This is a genomic window from Haloarcula sp. MBLA0163 (genome assembly GCF_055632435.1).
In genome coordinates this window covers 41,130-65,073 of sequence record NZ_JBVMVV010000003.1, presented here as the reverse complement: position 1 = coordinate 65,073, position 23,944 = coordinate 41,130, and the positions used below count along the sequence as shown (strand labels likewise).

General features: G+C 58.9%; 21 protein-coding genes and 1 pseudogene. 18 read left to right on the top strand and 4 right to left on the bottom strand.

Translation table 11 applies throughout. The features are described 5' to 3' along the window. Positions 1 to 762 precede the first annotated feature (762 nt). The gene (locus ACV7GQ_RS18105; protein ID WP_470313315.1) at positions 763 to 1,143 is read left to right on the top strand and encodes a winged helix-turn-helix transcriptional regulator; all 381 of its coding nucleotides are present in this window, start codon (positions 763 to 765) and stop codon (positions 1,141 to 1,143) included. Positions 1,144 to 1,212: 69 nt separating this feature from the next. Continuing rightward, complete coding sequence (locus ACV7GQ_RS18100; RefSeq protein WP_470313314.1) at positions 1,213 to 1,440, top strand: DUF8028 family protein; 228 nt, start codon at positions 1,213 to 1,215, stop codon at positions 1,438 to 1,440. On the opposite strand, the gene ACV7GQ_RS18095 is transcribed toward ACV7GQ_RS18100, so the two are convergent. Continuing rightward, positions 1,441 to 2,001, bottom strand: a complete 561-nt coding sequence (locus tag ACV7GQ_RS18095) for a DUF7344 domain-containing protein (protein ID WP_470313313.1) — start codon at positions 1,999 to 2,001, stop codon at positions 1,441 to 1,443. A 993-nt stretch (positions 2,002 to 2,994) separates the two neighbouring features. On the opposite strand from ACV7GQ_RS18095, the gene ACV7GQ_RS18090 reads away from it, so the two are divergent. Next, positions 2,995 to 3,792, top strand: coding sequence for a helix-turn-helix transcriptional regulator (locus tag ACV7GQ_RS18090; RefSeq protein WP_470313312.1), 798 nt, complete (start codon positions 2,995 to 2,997; stop codon positions 3,790 to 3,792). Positions 3,793 to 3,997: 205 nt separating this feature from the next. Then, the gene (locus tag ACV7GQ_RS18085; protein WP_470313311.1) at positions 3,998 to 4,177 is read left to right on the top strand and encodes a DUF7576 family protein; all 180 of its coding nucleotides are present in this window, start codon (positions 3,998 to 4,000) and stop codon (positions 4,175 to 4,177) included. Positions 4,178 to 4,226: 49 nt separating this feature from the next. Here ACV7GQ_RS18085 and ACV7GQ_RS18080 read toward each other — a convergent pair whose 3' ends face one another. Next, positions 4,227 to 5,261 carry a hypothetical protein gene (locus ACV7GQ_RS18080; RefSeq protein ID WP_470313310.1) on the bottom strand — a complete coding sequence of 345 codons (1,035 nt, stop codon included), beginning with the start codon at positions 5,259 to 5,261 and terminating at the stop codon, positions 4,227 to 4,229. A 123-nt stretch (positions 5,262 to 5,384) separates the two neighbouring features. On the opposite strand from ACV7GQ_RS18080, the gene ACV7GQ_RS18075 reads away from it, so the two are divergent. Then, the gene (locus ACV7GQ_RS18075; RefSeq protein ID WP_470313309.1) at positions 5,385 to 8,306 is read left to right on the top strand and encodes a DUF7282 domain-containing protein; all 2,922 of its coding nucleotides are present in this window, start codon (positions 5,385 to 5,387) and stop codon (positions 8,304 to 8,306) included. 77 nt (positions 8,307 to 8,383) lie between these two features. Here ACV7GQ_RS18075 and ACV7GQ_RS18070 read toward each other — a convergent pair whose 3' ends face one another. Then, positions 8,384 to 8,680, bottom strand: coding sequence for a helix-turn-helix transcriptional regulator (locus ACV7GQ_RS18070; protein WP_470313308.1), 297 nt, complete (start codon positions 8,678 to 8,680; stop codon positions 8,384 to 8,386). 316 nt (positions 8,681 to 8,996) lie between these two features. Here ACV7GQ_RS18070 and ACV7GQ_RS18065 point away from each other — a divergent pair, with 316 nt between their 5' ends. The 11 genes and pseudogenes from ACV7GQ_RS18065 to ACV7GQ_RS18015 form a co-directional block, all read left to right on the top strand. Next, entirely contained in the window at positions 8,997 to 11,129 is a 2,133-nt protein-coding gene (locus ACV7GQ_RS18065) for a S8 family peptidase (protein ID WP_470313307.1), read from the top strand. Positions 11,130 to 11,481: 352 nt separating this feature from the next. Next, positions 11,482 to 12,699 carry a hypothetical protein gene (locus ACV7GQ_RS18060; RefSeq protein WP_470313306.1) on the top strand — a complete coding sequence of 406 codons (1,218 nt, stop codon included), beginning with the start codon at positions 11,482 to 11,484 and terminating at the stop codon, positions 12,697 to 12,699. Positions 12,700 to 12,935: 236 nt separating this feature from the next. Further along, a complete protein-coding gene (locus ACV7GQ_RS18055) occupies positions 12,936 to 13,373 on the top strand; it encodes a hypothetical protein (RefSeq protein ID WP_470313305.1) in 438 nt (145 codons plus the stop codon). Between the two features lie 353 nt (positions 13,374 to 13,726). Then, on the top strand, positions 13,727 to 14,890 hold the full coding sequence (locus ACV7GQ_RS18050) for a hypothetical protein (protein ID WP_470313304.1): 1,164 nt from the start codon (positions 13,727 to 13,729) through the stop codon (positions 14,888 to 14,890). A 298-nt stretch (positions 14,891 to 15,188) separates the two neighbouring features. Further along, positions 15,189 to 15,689 (top strand): hypothetical protein, encoded by a 501-nt coding sequence (locus ACV7GQ_RS18045; RefSeq protein ID WP_470313303.1) that lies wholly within the window; start codon positions 15,189 to 15,191, stop codon positions 15,687 to 15,689. 498 nt (positions 15,690 to 16,187) lie between these two features. After that, entirely contained in the window at positions 16,188 to 16,700 is a 513-nt protein-coding gene (locus tag ACV7GQ_RS18040) for a hypothetical protein (RefSeq protein WP_470313302.1), read from the top strand. Between the two features lie 237 nt (positions 16,701 to 16,937). Beyond that, complete coding sequence (locus tag ACV7GQ_RS18035) at positions 16,938 to 17,090, top strand: DUF1059 domain-containing protein (RefSeq protein ID WP_470313301.1); 153 nt, start codon at positions 16,938 to 16,940, stop codon at positions 17,088 to 17,090. A 619-nt stretch (positions 17,091 to 17,709) separates the two neighbouring features. Continuing rightward, on the top strand, positions 17,710 to 18,540 hold the full coding sequence (locus ACV7GQ_RS18030) for a hypothetical protein (RefSeq protein ID WP_470313300.1): 831 nt from the start codon (positions 17,710 to 17,712) through the stop codon (positions 18,538 to 18,540). Positions 18,541 to 18,793: 253 nt separating this feature from the next. Continuing rightward, positions 18,794 to 19,159, top strand: coding sequence for a winged helix-turn-helix transcriptional regulator (locus ACV7GQ_RS18025; protein ID WP_470313299.1), 366 nt, complete (start codon positions 18,794 to 18,796; stop codon positions 19,157 to 19,159). 116 nt (positions 19,160 to 19,275) lie between these two features. Continuing rightward, positions 19,276 to 19,926 (top strand): hypothetical protein, encoded by a 651-nt coding sequence (locus ACV7GQ_RS18020; protein WP_470313298.1) that lies wholly within the window; start codon positions 19,276 to 19,278, stop codon positions 19,924 to 19,926. A 42-nt stretch (positions 19,927 to 19,968) separates the two neighbouring features. Then, positions 19,969 to 20,091 (top strand): annotated as a pseudogene (locus ACV7GQ_RS18015) (3-ketoacyl-CoA thiolase); the annotation flags it as partial. A 682-nt stretch (positions 20,092 to 20,773) separates the two neighbouring features. On the opposite strand, the gene ACV7GQ_RS18010 reads toward ACV7GQ_RS18015, so the two are convergent. After that, entirely contained in the window at positions 20,774 to 22,453 is a 1,680-nt protein-coding gene (locus ACV7GQ_RS18010; protein ID WP_470313297.1) for a plasmid stabilization protein, read from the bottom strand. A gap of 371 nt (positions 22,454 to 22,824) precedes the next feature. Between ACV7GQ_RS18010 and ACV7GQ_RS18005 the strand changes: the two genes are divergently transcribed. Continuing rightward, on the top strand, positions 22,825 to 23,322 hold the full coding sequence (locus ACV7GQ_RS18005; RefSeq protein ID WP_470313296.1) for a hypothetical protein: 498 nt from the start codon (positions 22,825 to 22,827) through the stop codon (positions 23,320 to 23,322). Between the two features lie 103 nt (positions 23,323 to 23,425). Continuing rightward, positions 23,426 to 23,944 (top strand): hypothetical protein, encoded by a 519-nt coding sequence (locus ACV7GQ_RS18000; protein ID WP_470313295.1) that lies wholly within the window; start codon positions 23,426 to 23,428, stop codon positions 23,942 to 23,944.

Below are 23,944 nucleotides of genomic sequence, written 5' to 3'. Positions count from 1 at the left end.
TTTTCAGGATACTTTCCGTATCGACCGCTTATTTTGCTTGAACACCGTCGGTCAAATTGTCTTATGGTCTGTCCATTATTTTGATTATTCGATCCTTTTGTGTAGTAAGCAGTTCGGTACAACAGGTTCGCTCGCTCTGAAACGGGTCGCCACACATTCTTTGTCCAATATCTTCACCACAATCTGGACTTGTCGCGTAGAAATACCTCTCCCGCTTACTGGTCGGTCTCTGGTGTAGATAACACAAGTACGCTTGTTAGGAATATGCTAGTGGCGCAATCTTCCGGACTCTGTGCTAAGCTGGCGGAATTGGTACGTGATGAGGGTTCCGCAATCGCACATTCTAGATTACTGGACACTGACCCGGCCGACCATTGTTGGTTGGCCAACCGAATCTCAACAGACGCCCATTCGTTGTCGTTGACGGGATCTGAAGCGCTGGAATCGTTCTGATGCGATGGGCTACCCGGATACGTCAGACCGAGACGAACGAGTCAAACCGCTCGGTCGCCGCATAGGATACCAAACAAGCCATCCACTGTACCCTCCTGAGCAGCGTCTGTGGATGTTCGAGAGAGCTCAGACAGAATGTGGGTGGCGGTTTTAGAGACGGTACTTCATCGAATAATTGATTACATTGGTACGGATGTCTTGGCTTTTGGTATCCATGTCAGCAACTCCCAAACTATGTTGGGTGGGCGAGTACCAGAGTGGTCGGTACAAGGGATATGATACCACAGTCTAAAGGTTAGTGTGGATACCATGTGTCCCGACCGCAAAACGACCGGCGCTGCCGCCGAGCACAGTGAGATACAGAACAGACCAAGACAGCCAGAATCAGTACGCACGCGCAACGAGTTGTTATCGCTTTCAGACGTCCTCGGACGGAAGTGGAGTCTCGTCATCGTCCACGAACTTCTACGAGACGGCCCGCTCGGGTTCAGCGACCTGTTGACCGAAATAGACGATATCTCCAGTAAAGTCCTTTCGGAGAGTCTCGACGACCTAGAGGAGGCTGGATTCGTTGAACGTACTATTGTTAGTGAGCGACCATTCCGTGTGGAGTACTCCCTGACCAACCGTGGAATCGCGCTCGATTCGGTTATCGACAAAGTTCGGGAGGGTACGATCAATGTCACCTGATTGCCTACCCCTGCCGAGACCCAACTATGGACAGCTGTCCCACACGCAACACTTCATCAGTTACGAACGATGACGGTTGTTCCGGAGCAGATCCGCCCCACGTCCAATACTATCAATCGAGTCGAGCACTACGTCCGAGCGGTAGTGACTCGAATAGGGTTTTGGCTCGCCATCACGCTCCCCTTTTTATATATACCATTGTTGGCGACAGGGCTCGAAACCCCCCCGATGATAGAGGCTTTTATTTTTCTCCTGGTACTACACGCTGGTACAGTGTACGTCGGCCAGTGGTATTAGCTATACACTTCGTCCGTTGACTGATCTGGGTTTCAGCTCTTTTTTATTACGCTCAACAATGAAGTGGACTGAGGCCAGCAATAAAAACGAGAGAGCGACGACTGCCAGTACGTTCTCAAGTGGCCAGAGGCCAGGGAACGGCGTGACGCTAGCTGAGAGCAGACCGATGTCGAACACTGCGACCAATAAATAGTACAGATACCAGTCCGGTCCAGTCCGATGCCCGGCAAGATACGGTTCTATTTGAGTGATGGTGTCACCGGTCGCGACGGTCTGTTCGTCTGTGTCGTAGTCGACGAGTCCTGCGCTAGAGAGCTTCGGCACGTGTGATTGATAAAGTGAGACGTACATTCGGCGCCGTTCGTCTACAATTAGTTCTTCTCGTGGTTTGTCGTTCTCCCAAGCAGCCACAATTTCGGCGAGGTCGGTTAGTTTTACTGGCTCGTCTGCACGCCGTAGGTACTCCAGAATGAATCTGCGGCGTTTGTTGCTGAGTATGTGGAAGATTCGGTCTCGCGAGAGTCGGTGTTCGTTGTCGGATTTGTGAGGTGGGACTGACATTTTTGTCGGTCGGATGGACGTGTTCAGCGACGGTTCTTCTCAGCGGTCACTCCCACACGATCCATCCCTGGAGCATTCATGAACAGCGATGCGAACCGTGCATCCGAAGTTCACGAGCTCTCGGATACGGGTTCGTGCCGCTGACGGGAAGCGATACCCACGAGCGACCGGTAGACATCAGTTCAGTTTTCGATGCCCGGTATGACGCTGTTTTGATTAAAATAATATAATATTTTACGTACGTGAGGGTAACTCGCTCACGACACGGTCAGGGCGTAACGTCGCGGTAGGCTAGATACGTGAGAAGGCACGGTACACGTTGTGCCGAGATACTACTGTCCCGACGACCACTCCAGAGGTGTATCAGTTCTGCGTACGAGTGTCACCACCCGCGCCGTCCCGATAGCTGCAGCCGTACGGACTGATCCTGCCGGTTGGGGGCCAACGACCACACCGTCCGCTGTTCGCTCGGTCTCGTACAATTGTTGCCGGTCGGCGTTCCACGTGAGATATAGCGTGGAGTTTGCCATCTCACACTGGAGACAAGCGTCAAAAGGACGGTTGTGCAGGCTATACAACCAATCGGTCAGCGGGAGAGCAGACCGAGAACAGTACGACTCGACCCGCGCAAGCGGGGCCGGCAGCGGGTCTAGCGTGTCAGTTCTTCGTGGCCTGTCGTGTGCGGGATGGTCTGTCGTCATAGTCTGGTCGCTCGTATACAGCGAACACACCGTCCGGTAGGGTCAGTGATTGTCGCGCCTCCCTCAGTTATAGCTCGAATGCGAGCCACGTGAGAGTATCACTGAACTAAATCCGACGGGTTCGCGCCTACGAGTACGCGTGTACGTTCGCCAGTCTGTGTCTTAAATGTTTGACTACCAATTCTAATTCCCTATCTTCACGGTAAGTCGGTTTCAGAACTATATCGAGAGCAGATAACTGGGGACCAAACAGCTAAACGTCCGAACACCGTTGTTTTGATAGAGGAACAGCATGGTCAAAAACACAGGGACGGACACTGATGACGCAGTAGACATCGTCTCGCGGCGCGCGGCAGTCATCGACTGTCTGATTGAGGGCCCAAAGTACAACCGAGATATCCGAGACGCTCTCGACGTCTCCCGGTCGACAGCATACAAGGCCACGTCGGAACTGGAGACGTTACAACTAGTTCGCCGGAGTGACGACGGCCACGAACTGACCGTGTTTGGGCGGCTTCTCTACGATGAGTATCGACGCTTCCGCGACAGAGTCGAAGACGTGTGCCGTGCCGGAGGACTACTGGCCGTCCTCCCGCCGGACGTCGAGATACCGTTCGCCGTCGTCGAAGACGCCGATGTATCCTTTTCGAAGCGGCACGCACCGAACGAACCAGTCCGAGAAATCGAACGCCTCGTTGAGGCAGCGTCCTCGGTTAAAGGGACTGCACCGGTCGTGCTACCACGCTACGTCGAACTGTTCTCTCAGCAAGTCATGTCCGGAGAGCTGGAGGCCGAGCTGGTATGGGAACGCCCGGTCTTCGAATATCTCACCACGGATTACGAAGAAGATTTTACCGCGGCCTTAGAGATGGACGATCTCTGTGGCTGGGTGACCGACGTCGAACTCCCGTACGGATTATTAGTCGTCAAGGAGCCGACACAGGCCATCGCGATTATTGTATACGACAGTACTGGAGACATAGAGGGAGTCTTGATCAACGACTCGGACCGAGCTTACGAGTGGGGACGCGACCGATGGAAAGAGTACCTCAGCTCCGCGACCCAGCCGGTTTCGGATACGGAAAAATAGGCAACTGGGCGCAAAAGCTGTGGTAGAACTGGCTGTCGACGTGAACAGACCGGCCGTCAACGCGCTCACTGAGGTGACGTGGATGTTTCGCGACGCGAATCATGATTCGGAAACTCGAACCTGGTTATGCCGGTACCCACGTACGACTCGGCAGAGTAATTGACCTACAGCCCGTACCAACAAATGGGCCCGAGGCCCGGAACACATGGTATCCAACGGCAACGATACGCTACAGAGCGAGACAACCAACGAATGTGCGGTCTGCGGTGCAGAAATAGAGACCGATACGTGGCACATCGTCACGGCGGAGACGTCGACGGACGGTATGATCACGATACGCACGTTCTGTAGCGAGGGCTGTCGGGAGCGATGGGAGGAAAAATAAAAAACACCTGACGCTGGTCGTCACAGTTCACCACAGGGAGGTTGTTACTCTATTTGCGGTCTTCGGACACGGAGGTCGATTCGACACATGCCGATTCCTCTGAAAGAGCGCTCTTCCCAGCTGCGAGCGCCGATTCCAAATCATCGGGTTTGCGCTCCAGTTCGCGGAGGGCATTTCGGTAGGATGTGTCCGCGTACTCGAACTGAGCGAACAACTCTACGAGCACCTCCTGGGCAGTTGAGACGTCATCGTGAGTCCACAGTAGCCAGACGACCGGGGTCTGGACGCCGTTGTGGACGTCCTCTCGAACGTCTCTTACGTCGTCGAATACGAGTGAGTGCGCTCTGTAGGTTACAAGATCACGTACCGTCCGGTCGACAGTTTTCTCGTCGATATCGTAGAGAAGGCCCGGGAGCCGACCGAATGCAGTAATGTCACGGGCGCGATACGCGTACGCGAACTGCATCAGTGCTAGTGCATCGTCGACCGAGTCCGCCTGGACCAGTTTCCTATGTATTGCACGCTCAACCGACGGAATACGGGCGGTATCGACGAGGTACTCGCGTATCATCTCGGTTATCGCCTCGGCGTTCGCGCTGGGGACGTTCGCGAAAGATAACAGACTCGCGAACGCGACGTTAACCGCTACCTGCAGACGATCCCGGGGATTTGCATTAGCCGTGTCAATGAACTCGTCGAGCATCGTCACCAACACGTCGAGGCCCACGAAGAGCTTCAGATGCTGCGTGTCAACCGTTTCGACGTGGTCGTCGTACGCAACAAGTGCGGGCACCGTCCGAGTGGGCTTCTTTCCGTACACCCAGAGCTCCAGTGGCAGTCGCAGGTTTTCGGCCACCGGCGAGACGGAGATGCCGTCGGGAGCGGTCGAACCCAGACCGTCATCTAGGTCGCGGACATCCTGCAGTAGCGACTCATAGATCGACGTAACGTCGTCGGCGAGTGCCGATGGCTGTGGTGGTTTTTGAGTCATGCTGGGTGTGGTCTCGACACCGTTTTGTTTCGTCCCACTAGAGAGTATACAGGCTAGAGTCTTAAAAACTCGATTACTGTCCAGTGAGACCATTACAGGAACGTATCAGCCAACGACCGAACAGGTGACGGCTGACGAGTGGCGTCCATTTCGTCATCGAAATCGGCCAGTAGTCGGGTAAGCTAGAGACTATGCGTGTATGCCCGAAACCCAACAGTGCAGGACTCCATCAGTATGTCAGTACATCCGGGACTCCGTAGCTGTGTTCTCGTCACCATACTCCTCGTCGGGGTCAGCGCAGGTCCTGCAGTCGTCGGAGTAGCAACAGCAGAGGCTGGTAACGCGGACACGACGGCAATGACGGGTCGGGAACCGACCACAGTCTCTGATGTCGAGGTAGCGGAGACGTCGGGTGATGCCAACGATAGTGTCGTGGCCGACGACGCGCGCTTCGAGACGGTGGTTCGGTCAGGCGGCGACCGAGAAGTCCGTGTCGTCGTCTCCAGAGACAATCGATATCAGGCATCTTCGGATCTGATGGCCACTGGACCGTCTCCAGAGTTCGACCTAGGCTCGATGGCGAACGCCGCCGGCGTCTGGACGGTGTACGCGACCGAGAACGCGACTCACGCAGCCGAACCGGTCGAGGGCGCGCGCCTCAAAAAATGGGGTAATGCCGAGACTCGATTGCTCGTCGCGAACACGAGCGCCGTCAGGGCCGAGAGGGCCGACGGCTACTGGCAGTCCAGTCGGCGGGTTTGGCGCGGGAGCCAGCGTTTCCTGAAGAGCGACAGAGTCACCGCTGATGCCGGTGCGGTCTGGACGCTATACGAACTCTCCGACGACGGACCGATTCGTCTTGGGGCGGTCACACTCGACGAGAATGCCGAGGCCGTCATCGACACGAGGCGACTTGATGGCCGGTACATAGTCGTGTCCGAAGCGGGGCGAGTCCTCAGATTCGACCACGAGGGTCGGGTCGCCGAGCGGGCACCGGTGAGTTATGACGAGGCCCTTCGGCGGGCGGCCGTGCCTGTCAGCACACAAGACCTGACAGTCGGTACCGAAAATGCGTCAGTAGCGACGAGACCCACTACACTCACGTTCGATTCGAATCGGGCGCAGTACACCGTGGTGGTAACAGCTGACGGACTATCGACGGCAGAACTCGGCCGACTGTTCACCGATGCGAAGCCTGTCGCACGAGAAGACGGCGTCGCGGTCAGGATCACACCCGAGAGGGACCGGATCCGTCTGAACCTTTCGAGAGTGGAACGAGGCCGTTACCTCCTCAACATCGCGGTCACCGACGGCACTGCCGACGCGTCCGTGCCAGTGGTCCGATTCGGTGAGCAGGACGTGGAGGCCGCTTTCACGACGAGGGTTTACACGACTGGCGAAGGCGGCGTCGTCCGGGTCCCGATTCGGTTACGCAACGCCGACCGGGGCACCGTCTCCGTCGGATCTCCGGCAGTCAACTACCACACTACGGCCGAGGTAGTGGATACCGACAATGACAGCTTCGTTGTCCTAACAATGAACGCGTGGCTCGCCGGACGCTCGGTGGCGGCCAACGAACGGGCATTCACCGCGACGGATGGGCGCGTACGGGACGTGACACTGCACACCGACCCAATTGCGAGTCCACCACTCGACGTCGCGAACTATCCGCTCGCTCTGTCCGTCCGAGGGCACGAGAAACACGCAGGGCTCGTGGCGGTCCAGAATCGTTCGGTTGAGCGACCACGAACATTGACCGCGCCCGCGGTCGCCTACGTGGAGTTAGACAGTGTCAAGGACATCAGGGCGGCCAGCGACCAGGGAACACTCACGAGCGATACGAGCGTTGCACACGGCGACGTCGCCGTCCTCGAACTCCGAGCGCCCGGGCTCGTCGGCTGGATCGCGGCCAACCACCCTGACGACGCGGACGTGACGAGCACGTTCGTCGACGGTGTCGCGTCCTCGGATTCGTTCTCGGTCCGAGTTCACGAGTGGGACCCTGCACCCAACGAACCGCCATCACGTCTCGATCTGCGCTCCACGGCCGCTGCGGATGGGCTCAGGGTCGTTACCGAAACTGGAAACGGAACGGTGTTCCTCGTCATCGACACAGCGCGAGCCGTGCTCAAGAGGCCGAACGGTGAGACGCGGACGCTGGGATCCGCAGACGAATTGCGGACGAACCTGACTGTCGCCCGGACGAACGGGGGTGTCGAGGGCCAGCGAACCGCCGTCGCCGACTGGCAGGTTGTCGAGCGTCGCGTGACGGTGGATGGACCGCGCCACGTCCGCCCCGCACCCTGTCAGCGAATCACGGGACAGAGTACCCTCGCACCGGGTACGTCGTTCCACCTCCGAGTGCGTGGGAACGACGGCCGGACGGTGGCACTCCCCGAGACGACTATCAAGTCTACCGGACGGTTCGAGGCACTAATCAACCTCTCTGACGTGGAATCGAACACGACCCTCTCTATTTCGTCCCACAAAGAAAGAGGCCCCACTAAGATGGTCCAGGTCGTCGACCGATCACCTGCAGCGGTACAGCTACGCAATCAGTCGGTCGGAGAGAACAGTATTCACGTCGACGCCGTCCACCTCCCGGCGAGTGGATTCGTCGTGGTCTACGATGCGACTGGGCTCGACCTAGTGGGCGTGAGCGAGCGACTTGCCGCCGGCGTACACCGTGACGTCCAGATAGCACTGGACCGACGGCCGAACGGGTCGTTTACTGCCGTCGCCGTCCCGTACGCCGACACTAACGGGGACGCCCGATTCGATGGGGCGACCGTGGATACTCCCTTCCGTCGTTCATGTGACGTTGTCGCCGCGAGTGCATTCATCGACCGAGAGAATGCCTCAACGGTGCAGACGTCCGACTCTGCGAGCATCGTGTCCAGTCACCGACCGACCCAGTCGCCGACTGTGGAGACCCTAACACCGGCATCGGGCCCAGATCAACGGACTTCGGGTGTCCATGTGGCCCAAAATAATCGAAACAGCGACGTAAACCATCCCGTTCCAACCGGTGAAACGCCAACGACACTCCATCGCAGTCGCGCTGATCGATTATTCCTCTTCGGTGTAACCCTCCTGGTGCTAGTCGGTTCGGTTCTCCTCGGGCGGCGAGCAAGATAGCGGCCAACCGCTGCCTGTCGAGTGGTTGGGCTACCGAGCATCACTTTATGTCTACGTGGGTCGCCGTCGGTGGCCGGTTACTGCCCGCTACGCCGGAGGGCGTCCAGCAGTTGTTGCTCGGTCCACTGGCGGTGGACGACGATGGCTTGGATCCCATGCTCGGTCAGAGTGTACTGGTTCGCCCGGTCAGTCTGCCGCCCCTTGTGGACGAATCCACGGTCGACCAGTTCGTCGAGGTTCGCGTACAAGCGACCTCGGGTAACGGACTCGCTGTAGTATTCGTCGAGTTCTGCCTGTACTGCGAGTCCCTTCGGCGACTCCAGTCCGACGAGCACGTAGAGGATGTCGCGTTGGAACCCGGTCAGACCATCCATATTTTGTCAGTGCTCGCTCCGTGCGTATATTCTCTCGCTCGTGTGCCGCTCACGGCGTTACCGGTCCGAAAGCCGGTAACCGGGACGGGACTCGCGCTCCCGTTCGAACAAAGCGAGCGTCTACCCGACGGTTTCAATTCCTAGGGCACCGCTCGGGTCGGTGTCCGAGTGAACTAACCGTGTTTCAGTAATCGAAATTGTCCGAACTGTCGAACCGTGTGCGCCATGAGTACACGATCGTTCAACGAATCTTGAACAATCTTTTTATACGGCTATTACCTTACCTGACTGTTACCAACCAACTATGTGGTAGCCTATGACGGACACAAACAAGCGCAGAGAATCAGGTTCGGTGACTCGTCGAGCGTTCACGAAGACTATCGGTCTCGGACTATTTGGAAGCGGAGTCGCATCCGCCGGGAAACGTTCGACGTCAACGGATCGGTGGGTCGTCGGGACTGACTCTCAATTTAAAACAAAAAGCGTGGTACAGCAGTCCGCGGCGGTGGAAAAAACCGTCGATCTCGGGGATATCGGAGACGCTGTCGTCGGTTTTTTCGACTCTGCGACTGCCTCTGCACTCGAGGGAACTGCGGGCGTGAGATACGTCGAAGAGGATGTCAACGTCGAGTTTCCCAGTCCGGATGTCGGCACGGTCGAACAGCAGGATGGTTTCAGCCCGCTGGGCCAACGGATGGCGTGGGGGTGCGAGCGTATCGGAGCATCGGGGGTCCACAGTGATGGACTGACCGGGAAAGGGATAGACATCGCTGTCATCGATAGCGGTATCGACAGTGACCACCCGGACCTCAGATCGAACCTCGGGGACGGGTACGCAGTCACGCCTTGCAGGGACGACGAGTGCCGGTATGAGTGGGACGACGACCACTCGCACGGCACTCACTGTGCGGGCATCGTGGGGGCACAGGACAACGCTCGCGGCGTTCTCGGCGTCGCGCCCAGTGTGACACTGCACGCTGTCAAGGTGATGACTGCCCTTGGGAGCGGGGCGGGTAGTGACGTTGCGGAGGGCATCGTGTGGGCGACAGACCAGGGGTATGACGTCGCCAACATCAGTCTGGGTTCGGAGTCGCCCTCAGACGTCGTTCACGACGCGGTCAAGTACGCGGAACGCAACGGCATGCTTGTCGTTGCTCCGGCCGGGAACGAGGGACCTTGTTCCGACTGCCTGCACTACCCCGGTGCGTATCCCGAGACGCTGTGTGTCGGGGCCACAGGACCCGACGACGACCTCGCGGACTATTCCTCGGTTGGCGACGCCGTCGAGATCGCGGCACCGGGGACGGAGATTCTCTCGACTATCGTCGGCGGGGAGTACCGCGAATTCTCCGGGACATCAATGGCAACGCCCCACGTCGTCGGTGCCGCGGCGCTTCTCGTCGAAGCCGGGTACACGCCCGCAGAAGCGCGCACGCGACTACTGGAAACTGCCGAAGATATCGCGCTCGAACAGGATGAATCGGGTGCCGGCCTCGTGGACTGTGCTGCGGCGGCGAAGGGTAGTCTGGAGCCAACCGCGGCCGTCGAGACGGGGTACGTCGAGAGTGTCGGGGACACGTCGGCGACAGTCACGGGAGAACTCACACGGTTACTTGGAACCGACAGCGTAACGGTCGGCGTTGAGTACTGGCCCAGTGACGCGTCTGCGGATGCTGCGTCCCGCGAGACGGTCGGATCTCGGTCCGAGACTGGCCGGTTCGAGGCGACGCTCTCGAACCTCGATCGGGAGACGGAGTACCGCTACCGGGCCGTTTGTACCGGTGCCGTCAATGCAACCGGGTCGACCCACCGATTCACGACCGGGGAAGACCCACCCAGCGTGACGGTCGCCACAGAGTCTGTCAGTGACGTCGGTGCCACGACTGCGAGCGTCACGGGAGACCTGACGTCGCTGGCCGGCCGGGATGCCGTCGATGTCGGCTTCGAGTACTGGGTCGACGGTGACCGCGACGCGACCCTAGAGCGGACCGAGACCGTCAAACTACAGGGGACGGGGCGGTTCAGCCGGGCTATTGGCGGTCTCAACCCAGAAACTACTTACACCGTGCGTGCGCTGGCCGCACTCGCTCAGGGGGACGCGGTGTTCGGAGACGAGATGACGTTCACGACGGCCGACGGACTCGCCGTCGTCGCGAACGCTGCCGACGATGTCGGACCCTTCGGGGCGACGTTGCGCGGCGAGGTCACCTCGCTGGGTCCGTTCGACGCCGTCGAGACCGGGTTCCGCTATTGGGAGCGCAGAGCGGGCGGGTCGTCCGCTAAAAACGTCGAGGCGGGGTCCGTGACTGCCACCGGCACCTTCGAAACAAACGTCATCGACTTGCAGAGCGGCACCGAGTATCTGTACGTCGCCTATGCGCGGTCCGACGAAGGTGAGACGGTCACCTCGGAACCGGTGGCCTTCTCGACCGGCGGGCAGGACTGGTAGACGCCGTCCATCGCCGGTTCGACTATCCCGAGGTGGCCTCCCCTCGCCTGTAACGTACCGAGTGTGCGGTCGGCCAACGAACGAGAGAAGCGATGGGGGGTTCCGAACCTGCTTTCACGCCGCTCACCACGTTACTTCCTATTAACACAGTGACCTATCGGCTATTTTGTCTCTGGTGGGTTCTCTCCCTTCGCCACTGAAAGAAGCGCTCGATGCGGTTAGACGCTAACTGAGTGTGTATACTGTGACTAATCAGTTGTCTTACCCTTATGGTGGTCTGGCCGGTATTCTCTGATGCTGTCACAGTCGGGACCAACAACCTCCCTGTCCCGCCTGCTGTGACGACCAACCTATGAATAGCACGCTAAAGTTCGCGCTGACGATGTTCCTGGCCGTGACTGTCGCGTTCGGCATGACGATGCCGGCCGCGGCGAGTCACGGACATACCGGGGACGCGACAGTGGCACAGAATAACAACGAAGACGTGGATATCGAAGGCGACGATCTCGACGTCGAACACAACGGCGACGACGCTGACGTAGAAGTATCGGACACCGAGTTCGAGACGGCAGACGACCGCGACGACGTGGACGTCGAGGCTGACGACACGGAGATAGAGCAGTCCGACGACGCCGCCGAGGTCGAAGCCGGTGACACCGACTTCGAGAGCGAGGAAGACGGTGACGAAGTCGACCTCGACGCCGACGATACCGAGGTCGAACAGGACGACGACGCCGCCGAAGTCGAGGCCGACGACACCGACTTCGAGGCTGACGCTGGCGGTGACCTCGTCGACTTCGAGACGGAAGACTCCGACATCGAGCAGGACGGTGACACGGTCGACATCGAGGACGACTCCGACGGTCACGGTCTCGACTTCGAACAGTCCGGTGACGATGTCGACATCGAACACGACGAGGCCGAAATCGAGCAGGTCGGCGGCGACTCGGACATCGAACTCAACGGGAACGTTGATTACGAGAACGACAACGGCGACCTCGACATCGAGACCGAGGACGCCGGCGACGTGGACATCGACCTCGACGACGGAGACTATGAGGTCGAGACCGACGAGGGTGAAATCGAAGAGAGCAACGGCGACTTAGACGTCGAGGCAGACGAGAACAACCTCGACTTCGAGAAGGACAACGGTCGGACCGACTTCGAGGCCGACGACAACCACGACATCGAAGTCGACGGTGACGACGTCGAAGCGACGACCAACGGCGCCGACTTCGAGAACGATGCTACCGGCATCGAGGCCGAATCGAACGACGCGGACGTCGAACTCGACGAAGACGAACTCGAAGCGGAGACGGCTGATGTCGACTTCGAGAACGACTTCGCCGGCACCGACGTGACCACGGCCGACGCCGACATCGAGCAGGACGAAGACGAACTCGAAGCGACGACGGCCGACGCGGACTTCGAGAACGACGACAACGAAGCCGAACTCACGACTGACGACGCGGACATCGAGCAGGACGAAGACGAACTCGAAGTGGAAGACGACGACCACGACATCGAGAGCAACGGCGACACCGTCGAAGTCGAGAGCAACGGTCGCTAACTACCGGCACCGACCCGATTCTTATTTTTTCGAACGGGTAGCAGCAGCGCTCGGCGTCGTCAGTCAGCGAGCAGTAACGTAGTCGGCTCGTTGTAAGGTACTTACTTATTTCCGCTACGTGACCAATCAGTTAGATTATAGTTATTACGGGACGGCACCTCTATACAACTGCAATGAGACAACACCTGCGCAAAGCCAGTTCGACGATTGCGGTCGCTCTGCTCGTATTTACGGCGGTGAGCGGTCTCGCAGTCGGCACAGCGAGTGCGGACCACTTCGACGGCAACGACATCGAGGTTGAGAGCGACGACAAAGACTTCGAAGTGGACGACGCCGACGACTTCGAGTACGAGGAAGACGACGAGCTAGAAATAGAGGGTGAGGACATCGAGGTCGATAGCGACGACACTGACTTCGAACTCGACGGCGACGCCGAGGTCGAGTACGAGATGGACGAGGAGTTCGAAGCCGAGAGCGACGACGGTCTCGAATTCGAACGTGACGACCTCGACGTCGAAATCGACGATGACGCGGACGTCGACTACGACGACAACGGACTCGAGGCGGAGGGTGACGATATCGACATCGAATACGGAGACCTCGACGTCGAGGTCGACGGTGACGACGTGGAAGTCGAAATCGACGACGACGGCAGAATCGAGATCGACGCCTGAAGTCCACGACCTGATCGTGTACGAGCCACTGCCCGCTAGATAGTCACGGTTCGCGACTCGCCGCTTGGCGGGTACGTCCGCCAGCGTCGACGTCAGGCGAACCACCCGGTTTCGACCGAGCCTTCGTTTTTGTCGGCGACCAGCGCCGCCCCGCATTCCGAGTGTAACAGTGTGTTCGTTAGCACAATCTGAGTGACCCGAGGGTGAGTTTCCCTCCGTACGGTTACGTACTATGGCGCATAAAATCCCATAACTAGGGCGGAATAATAACGTTATAGCGGGCGGCTCCGTAGTCGGAAACAGTTGCAGTTCGCGGCTCGTTTCTGGCTGAGGGCTGTGACGACCACTGACATATGTACCGAACGATACAGACCGCACTTGTCGCGGTCCTCACGCTGACGATGCTGGTCGGCGCAGCCGTGCCGGCCGCCGCAGACGTCGACGTCGAGAGCGACGATTTGGAGGTCGAACACGACGGCGACGACGCCGAGGTCGAAGCCGACGACTTCGATCTAGAGAGTGAGGACGGCCGTGACACGGTCGACGTAGAGGTAGACGACACAGAGATAGAACAGAACGGTGACGACGCCGAGATAGAAGCCGACGAGACCGACCTCGAGGTCGAGGGCGACGGTGACGCGGTCGACCTCGAGGTGGACGAGACGGAAATAGAACAAGCTGGCGACGATGCAGACGTCGAGGTCGGCGATACTGACTTCGAGAGCGCCGACGGTGGAGACCGAGTCGACGTCGAAGCCGGTGAGACCGAGATCGAACAGGATGGTGACCAAATCGACATCGAGGACGACGCTGACGGCCACGGTCTCGATTTCGAACAGGACGGTGACGATGTGGACGTCGAACACGACGAGATCGAGATCGAAGAGAGAGACGGGGACGTTGAAGTCGAGGACGATACCCTCGATTACGAGGTCGACAGCGACGGGAGCGTCGATATCGAGGCGAGTGGTAGCGGCTCCATCGACATCGACCTCGACGGTGACGACTTCGAATTCGAGAGTGACGACCACGACATCGAACAGGACAGCGACTCTCTCGATGTCGAGGCCGAGGAGAACGACCTCGACTTCGAGAAGGACGACGACGAGACCGAATTCGAGGCCGACGACGGCCACGACATCGAGGTCGACGACGACGAGCTAGAGGTCAAGAGCCGCGATGTCGACTTCGAGAACGACCTGTTCGGCGTCGAGGTCGAGTCCCGAGATACCGACATCGAACAGGACGACGACGAGCTAGAGGTCGAGAGCCGCGACGTCGACTTCGAGAACGACTTCATCGGGCTCGACGTACTGACCAACGACGCCGACGTCGAACTGGACGAAGACGAACTCGAAGCGACGACGGAGGACGTTAACTTCGAGAACGACGAGCGTGAACTCGAAGCCGAGTCCGCGTTAATCGACGTCGAACAGGACGACGACGAACTCGAAGTGGAAGACGACGACCACGACATCGAGAGCAGCGGCGACACCGTCGATGTCGAGAGCGACTGAGCCGCACTCACTCGCGACCCCGGAGAGTAACCTTCCGCGATCATTTTTTGGCTCTCGAACTGCGGACGTAAAATACGCCTGAGCGGGAGTGACCGACGGCGCTCCGCACATTCTCCAGCCATCGCACTGTCGACGTAGACGCTGTATGCAATCAAACGGTCGGATCGCTCGCCTGCACGGGTGGACCTGAGCGGTCGGTTAGCACCCCAGCACGGTGTTAGGCGCTAACATTATATTCAACGAGTGACCAGTCAGTTGTCTTAGATTTATGTGACTGTCGTGCCTCTGTTCAGATACGATGCGAGAGAACCTGTTCAAGACTGCATCGACCTTCGCGGTCGGCCTGCTGGTCATCGCAGCCATCGGCGGGCTGGCCGTCGGCACAGCTAGCGCAGACCACTTCGACGACACCGACATCGACATCGACGCTCCAGACAAGGACTTCGAGGTGGACGTCGCCGACGACTTCGAGTACGAGGAAGACGACGAATTGGAGGCAGACGGTGAAGACATCGAGGTCGACAGCGACGATACCGACTTCGAACTCGACGACGCCGAAGTCGAGTACGAGGAAGACGAGAGCTTCGACGCCGAGAGCGACGACGACCTCGACTTCGAACGTGACGATGTCGAGGTGGACATCGACGACGACGCCGACGTCGATTACGAGGACGACGAACTGGAGGCCGAAGGGGACGACATCGACCTCGAAACTGACGACGGCGACATTGAGGTCGACGGTGAGGACGCCGAAGTCGAGTACGACGACGACGGTGACGTCGAAATCGATATCGGCTGACGACCGATAGGCAGTTCATCGGTCACGGGTCGTTTTTTTAGCGGTGCACCCATCACCGCGAGGTTTCGGCACTAAGAGTATTTTCGATAACCGAACAGTCACTGCTCGGTATTCGAGTAGCCGGAACGGAAATTGACGAAGACGGCTTCGAGACGGAGGGGTCTGGCGGTCGAGGACGATGGGACAGTCGAGACCGACACCGTCGAGGTCGAAGGGGATGCTGCCGTGGAGGTGAAGACCAGTAGCGTCGAAACCGACGAGGGCGAGGCCGAAACTGCGGGGAATCGACGTCGAAATCACCCGACAAGGTAACCGCCCGTGCTTAGAAGTCTTCCCGGCGTGAGTCTGCATTGTTCACTAGCCTGTAACGGTGTGCTCTTCGTGCGGAACTGTCAATAGAATCGAAACTGTAGTTATAGCTGTATGAGAGCCTTGCATCAGCGACAGGCGAGCGACGAGTCGACGGATGGACCGACACGTCGACGGCTTCTCAGGGGTGTGCTCGGCGTCGCGGCTTCGACGACTGCGATACCTGTCCTGAGCGGCGTGGCGACAGCACACTTCCCAATCGAGTTGCAGGTGGATATACAACCCGAGAACGCCGCGAATTTCATCGACCTAGAAGCACACGATACAGTGACAGTCGCCGTGAACACCTCGACGTTCCTGAACAGCGATGGAAACCGTACGACGTTCGATCCCACAGCGAGACCCGTCCGCTATCGCTTCGGGTCACGCTTCGCGGTTCAAAACGGCGACGGTGCACGTCCAGTCGGCAACGGAGCAGTCACGCAACTCGACGGAGACGAGGCGCTCGTACTGGACTTCCCGGTGAACGAAACGGGTCTCGACGGCGGCGAAGAGACCGCATGGCTCTACTGGGAGCGCGACGAGTCAGGCACACACGGGTACGCTGGCGTCGATTCCGTGAGGGTCTATGGTACCCCACGTAGTTCCCGCGACCTGCTCGAACTGCTCAGACAGCTGTTACGCGACCACGTTGACGTGTAACTGCGCGCCGAGACGACGCCTGACATGTCGGTTAAGTGACGACAGTCGCAGTCTCTATCCCTTAGCACGTCACGACAATCGTTTCGGAACACAGTCGAGCCGTAGTCCTCGTCGCTTTCCGTGGTCACTCGCATCGGCTTACCGCCGTGCAACTTCCTGTGTAACGGGAACTCGTATCACTAAGTCGCTATCGGCACTATGTACAGGTAATCCCGAGCGAGGGAGTCCAATAGTACAATGACCAAACAAATCACGTGCGACGCACCGAACTGTGACTTCGAAGTGCGGTCGGACACAGAGGAGGAACTCGTATCGGTTGTCCAGCAACACGCAGAGCAGCACCACGACGCAACCCTGTCCCGAGAAGACGCCATGGGGATGGTACGGTAAATTTGAGGGACGCCGCACGACGCAGTACCCGTGCGGAAATCGGGTTTCCGTACCGCGACAGGGTAACCGTTCGTACTTTTTGTTTCCGCTCAGTCGTATAGTCCACCACACGGTCGCGGCTCCATCTTGAGTGTTGATTCGGTCCGGTGCCGGTACGGATACAGATGGTTCGAACGACACAGTTCACCCTGAGCGTTAACGCTCACAGGGCTCGTCAGTATAACTGCACCAGCGGTATCGAACGAGGCTGAGACAGCGAACACGACCAGGGGACAGAACGGTACGACCTAGAGCGGCGTCGAAGTCGACGGTGCAGGCAGCGATGTCGAAAAGGACGACGACATCGACAGGGACAGGACGGACCTGGGCACCGATGGCGCGACCGCCGAACAGGACGACCGCACCCTCGACGCCGAGTACACGGCTGGATAGAGCCACTCGGCTTGCGCTATCGTGGGGCGGTGCCCGCGACGTAACACGCCCTCGGTGGCGTTACAGCGTTACCATACATACAGCGTATGACTGATCAGTTATATTGGATTTATCCGGGCGTAGCCCCTACTTTCAGATACCACTCGACCGGACACGGCGCGGTCGTGTCCACGCTGGTGAATGAAGAATGAGAGGTGCACAACTACTCACACTAACCGTACTCGTCGTAGCGGTGGCGGGGATGGCGACGCCGGCCGCCGCGGCGACAGACGGGACGACGATAGATCCGCTCGCCAACGACGACATCGACGTCGAGTTCGGTGACGGAGAAGTCGAACAGGACGACGATCAGACCGAAGTAGAAACCGAAACCGTCGATTACGAACGGACCGGCGACCGGACCGAATTCGAGACGGTCGACACCGACATCGAACAGGACGGCGATGTCACCGACGTCGAAACTGACGAGTTCGAGTACCAGCAATACAACGGGACGCTGGACTTCGACACCGCCGACGGCTCTATCGAGGTCGACATCGACGAGGGCGGCGTCGACATCGAAGCCGGCGACAAGGAGATAGAACAAGTCGGTGACGAGTTCGAAGTCGAAGACGACACCATCGAGTTCGAAAGCGACGGGCAGGACGCCGACGTGGAGGCTGCCGGGTACGACATCGAGCAGTCGGGTGACGACACCGATGTCGAATCCGATACCGTCGACTACGAACTGAGTGACGACCGATTCGAGTTCGAGACGATCGAAGGTGACGACGTCAGCATAGAACTGACCGACGACGGCGACGTCGACGTCGAAGTCAACGGTCAAGACCTCGAACAGAACGGGGACAGTCTCGAGGTAACGACCGACGACGTCGACTTCGAGTCCGACGACGAGACCACTGATGTCGAGACGGCCGACACCGATATCGAACAGGACGACGAGACGCTCGACGCAGAGACTGACACTGTCGAAGTGGAGCGAAACGGAGACAGCGTTGATGTCGAGCGCGCTGACTGAATCCCCCGTCATCGGTTCGGGACGCTGGCAGACCCCACTGTCTTCGCGTTCCCATCTGGTGGCCCAGACGCGATAGCTCTCCATAGCTATCTGACGGCGGATATTCCTCACTCGGTAGGTGCGGCCGGCCGGTGTGGGCTGAATTACTTACCCACGTTGTGCCAGTAGAAGCAACTTAGCCAGTGCTGTTTGTGTGTTTCTCTCGTCTTATCGGAGTGACACTATGGATGTCCAGTAAATACTAGCAATAGTAATGGATTCGATAGACAAAGTCTGGTGTAGTGGCGAGGAATGGTGTCCGATAACCGTGACAGCGAGCCTCCTGAGTAAGAAGTGGCACCCAGTCATCGTTTCTCGCCTCCTTGTACAGGATGAACTCGGCTTCGCGGAGCTGCAAGAACGCATCTCCGACGTCTCCTCGAAGGTGCTCTCCGACGCTTTGCAGGACCTTGAGGATAAGGGCCTCGTCGAGCGGGAAATCGTCAACGAGAAACCCTTCCGAGTCAGCTACTCGCTGACCGAACAAGGTCGGTCCCTCGAACCGATTATCGACGAGATGGACGACTGGGGCACAGATTATCTGGAGGCGAGTAGAGAGCCACCGTCGGACATCGTATGAATCGGGTACAATGTATCAGGGCTTCGATAGGTGCGGTTAAAACGCCAATATCTATCGGCCGTCGAGAGTAATCTGTCGGTACTTATGCACTCGGTGGCCAAACCTCGAGTCGTATTGTGTCAATGGGTCCCCTATCGCGGCGGGAGTACCTGGTATCCGGTGGCGTCGGAACCGTAGCAATTTTGTCCAGTTTCGGCTCACGAGGACTCCAGCGAGGGGGGAAAGCCGAGACGAACGCCGAGACGTCGTCGAACGACACCAGTACAGGAGAGGACGCAACGACCGACGGAGGCCCTACCCAGTCTCAGAATCAGAACGAGGACAGACAGAATAGCTGTGAGCGGGCATCGTTCGAACGCGACGAGGACGGTGCTATCAGTTTCGAACGAGGGCCAGTCGAGTTCGACTTCGACGAGGATTTCATGGCCCTCTCGAGAAACGCGGTGCCGTTCGTCGACTTAGAGATTAGGGGGACAGATATCGATTTGACTATCCTGACGGGCGACGAGACCCTTGAGTTCGACGTGACAGGGGACGAGACGGACCTCGAAGGCAGAGGCAACCCAGCATCGCTCGAACGGGACGACGAGGAAATCGAGTATCGGTCGGCTGGCATCGACGTCGAGTGGACCCCGGAGCGACTCGACATCGACAGGCCGGTCGACGTCGACGTCAGGAACGACGAGTTCGAGTACCGCGACGAGCGCCTGTCTTTCGACTGGGACGCAGAGCGACGCGAGTTCGAGTACGCGTGTCGAGACGAGTGATGCGGACCGAGTATTAATATCACCAGAACCGACATGTGTGTCGTGCAAACGGTTCGAATCGCGGGCGTCGGACTGACACTCTTCGGTGTTCACCCGGAACGGACCGGTCGGGACCTGTTCGCGGAAGCAGCGATAGAGGCTATCGACGCGTTCGGCTCGGTTCGACTGACAGGCCTACTCCCCGATGTTGACCCAGACAGTGTCGAACGGGGACTGACCGTCGAACCGACGGTCGAAATGTGGGACGACGACACTCGGCTCCTGACGTTCGAGCCGCTGTGACTACCGTTCGAACTCGGCGGTCGCGCGGAGTCCTCTTCCTCAACGAACGAACGGAGTGAGTGAGTAGGGAGGGGAGGAGGGCGTGCGAAACGATAATACCGAGTGCGACACAGCTCTGACTGTCCATGACGGGCCACAGACAGTCCGTGAGGGCTGGCGTGCCAACGAGGCCACGGTGCGTTTCTCGGCATGTACGGGTCGCAGTCAACCGGCCCCGAAAGACGGACCGTCGAAGCGAACGTGACGCCATGTGCCTCTCCGTCTCCCGTGACCCCGGTCGCGGGGTCGAGCAGAGGTCACGTCTAATTACATTGCCGCTGGCGTCTGGCCCTGCGCTACAAGCGTCTTTCCTCGGCATGAGTCCCATGCCGAAAAACCGCACGCAAGCCCGCCCTCAACGAGCGCGGTAGCGCGAGTAGGGCGGGGTAGTTGACCAGCCCTTGGCAGTTCGCGAACTGGGCGTCACACTCGGGGCAGTCCCAGTATCCTGCCGCATCGGGAACCATACGTCACGCTCGTTCTGCGCACATATTTCTCAGTAGCAGAAGCCGAGGCGATAGCGTAGTCAGGCCGGACTGTCGTTCGCCCCGGGTCGGCCACGTCCCTCGTAGAACTCGCCGCCCCACTGTCCGATCCAGATGTCCTGGTTCGCGAGGTACAGTGCGCCTGCCGTATCGAACATCCGGTCGGTCACAGCCCACTCGTCGGCCCCCGTATCGTACTCGACCGACGCGTTGTACACGGCGGCCTGTCCGAACTCGCCGCCCGCGTCCGCCGGGAGCGGGAGGGGATACTCGGCGTTCTCGCTACGGGACGGGGGTCGTTCCGCGCGCTGGAGACGCCCGCGATTGAATGTCTGGTTGAAGTACCGGGCGTATATCTCCTTGACGTCCATCCCGAGGACAGCGTCGGCCGCGTTGATGCCCCCAGTGACGTCACCGGCATCTTGTGCCGTGATAGCGTACGTTGAGTCGTCAGTTCCGGAGGCGAACGTCCCGGCGTCGTCGTCCCAGAGTTCGTCGACGAGGTAGCCGAGCACCGACTCGGCCGTCCCCGTGAAGTCGACGCCGTCGATTTCGGACGCCCAGAGGAGCCCCTGGCCCACGACGCCTTGCGTGGCGGCCTGATTCGCCGCACCGTTCTGGACTCGCCCGCCTCCCGTCATGTTGTTTTCGACGGCACCTGCGAGGCCCTCGGCGTAGGAGGCGGCCTGTGACGTGAGGTCCTGTGACTCGGCGTGGGTACCGTACCAGCCGATGGCACCGAGCATCTGACCGAGGTCTCTGGTCGACCCCATGTCGACGATGTTCTGCGGCGAGAACAACGACATCGTCGTCTTCGCCAAGCCGTCCGTGAGCGCCTGAATTTTTTTCGGTGGAATCAACGGCTCGGGGTTTTCGTAGCCGAACCAGCCGCCCTTCGCGAGACTGGTCATGTCCGACATGAACCACAGGAACGCCGAGTGATGGTTCGGACGGGCCGTCGCGTCGACGACTTCGCCGGCACCGGGGTTGAACCCGGAGACGAGTTCCATACTCTCACCCTTCGTGAGGGCCCCGTTGCCCTCGGGACCGCCCGCTATCAGCGTCGCTTTGATACCTATTTGGGCGAGCGTCGACAACACCATCGAACGGAACTCCGCAGCTAGACTGTCGGGGAGGAGGTCGAAGTGGTTCTCGAAGTTCTTCGCCCATGTGACGCCCTTCAGGTGCGTCCATCCCGCCGAGGACGGACTGACCACGCCCGACGCCTTCGATTCGTCCCACGCTAGCGTCGACGCGTCAGGACGGCCGCCCTCACCCGCTAATACCGGTTGCTCAGTAAACGCCGGGTCACCACTAGTGAACGCGGCCATGTTCAGGTTCGCGTTCTGTACAGGCGGGCGTTCCTGTCCGGCGGCCTCGAGCATCGCAGGGAACCGCTTATCGAACGCCTGTTGTTGCTGTTCGTTGTGCGGGAACAGCACACCGTTACCGCTCATCGAGATGTTGGTACTCATGTTGTACAGCGAGTACCAGTAGGAGTCCCACGTCGCGTCTGTCCAGTCGTACGCCGCCGTCTCCTCTCCGCCCGTGTCCTCCCCCTCGGTGTCCTGTTCGGTCTCTGTACCATCACCGGCTGCCTCTGTGTCCGTGGGAGAGGGCGTTCCGCCCTCCTCGTCGTCTGTCCCCGTACAACCAGCGAGTGAGACCAGTGCAGCAGCACTCCCGTACTTTACGACATCGCGTCTGGTATACCGAGTCATAGAGAGAGGTCTCTTGACCAGTCCGATGAAACCTCGCTGTTTGTGTGAGACCCTCTCTCAATTGAGATAGCTATTTATAGGAGGATTGAAATTTCGTGAGAAATCGTAGACGGTACTGTCTCCGTTTGAACAGAGACTCTCTCGGACCGATCGACGTACCGGTCAGTCCGACCTGAGTGGTTCCATCCGTGTCGCTGGAACACCGTTCGAGACGTCACTCGTGTGGGTGGGGACAACCGACGTTTCGAACCGTGATGCATGGGTGCGTGCGTAACGTGAATACCGTGCCCGCTGTAGCTGATGTTAGGTAACAGAATGTAACTAGATTAGGTAACGTAACCATTCTGTTACCCACTTACCGACCACTAACCATGAGACCGAAACTGTTCAGTACACTGTTGACGGTCGGCGTGAGTCTCTTGCTCGTCGTCGGGATGAGTGGACTCACCGTCGGTGTCGCGAGTGCGGACCACTTCGACGACGATATCGACGTAGAGAGCGACGACAAGGACTTCGAGGTCAACGACGCCGACGACTTCGAGTACGACGAGGACGACGAACTGGAGGTTGACGGCGAGGACGTCGACGTGGATAGCGACGACACGGACTTCGAAGTCGACGACGATGCCCAGGTCGAGTACGAGGAAGACGAGAGCTTCGAAGCTTTCGGTGACGACGGTCTCGACTTCGAACACGACGATACCGAGTTCGATATCGACGACGACGCACACGTCGATTACGAGAGCGATGACGAGTTCGAGGCTGAGGGCGACGACATCGAATTCGAACACGACGACCACGACGTCGAGGTCGATGGTGACGACGTGGAGGTCGACTACGACGACGGAAAGATAGACATCGACGGGTAACCCGATTTCCCACTACAGTCCGGTCGGTGTGTATCGAACCGAAACAACCGCCTTCGGGCTCTGCGCGTAACGTCTTTTAGTTCGACAATCGTTGACTGTGGGCATGGGCAGAGATAGAACTGTGTTGGTACCGCTGATGGCGGCGGTAGTAGCTGGTGGTACGAGCGCCATTCCCGAATCGTTCCCCGCCCAGTTGCTGTTCCAGACACTCGCTATCGCCCAATCGTCACTCTTGGCGATTGTCATCTCTGTGTCGATGATGAGTATGCAGGTATCGACCAACCAGTACGCGCCGCAGCTCTCACAGCTCTACCGCGAAAGCAGTTTCAATGCTATCATTTCCAAATTCGGGGTATCGATTCTTCTCGACCTATTGCTGTTCGCGCTTCCGAGTGCTTTGGTGGCTCGTACGTCAATCCGTGTGGCTGCAGTCGCACTGACTATCGGCGTCGCTGCGTGGGCATTCGTCTCGTTGCTCGAAATAGAGAATCGGTTGTTGGTGTTCTTTAATCCCGAGCCAGTCCTAGAGAACCTTATCGAGGATGTCTCCTTCCAGCGGTATCATGAGTTCGCCGAGCGTCGACGGGAGGAGGGACCGGTCGCCCGGAACCCCATTCTATAA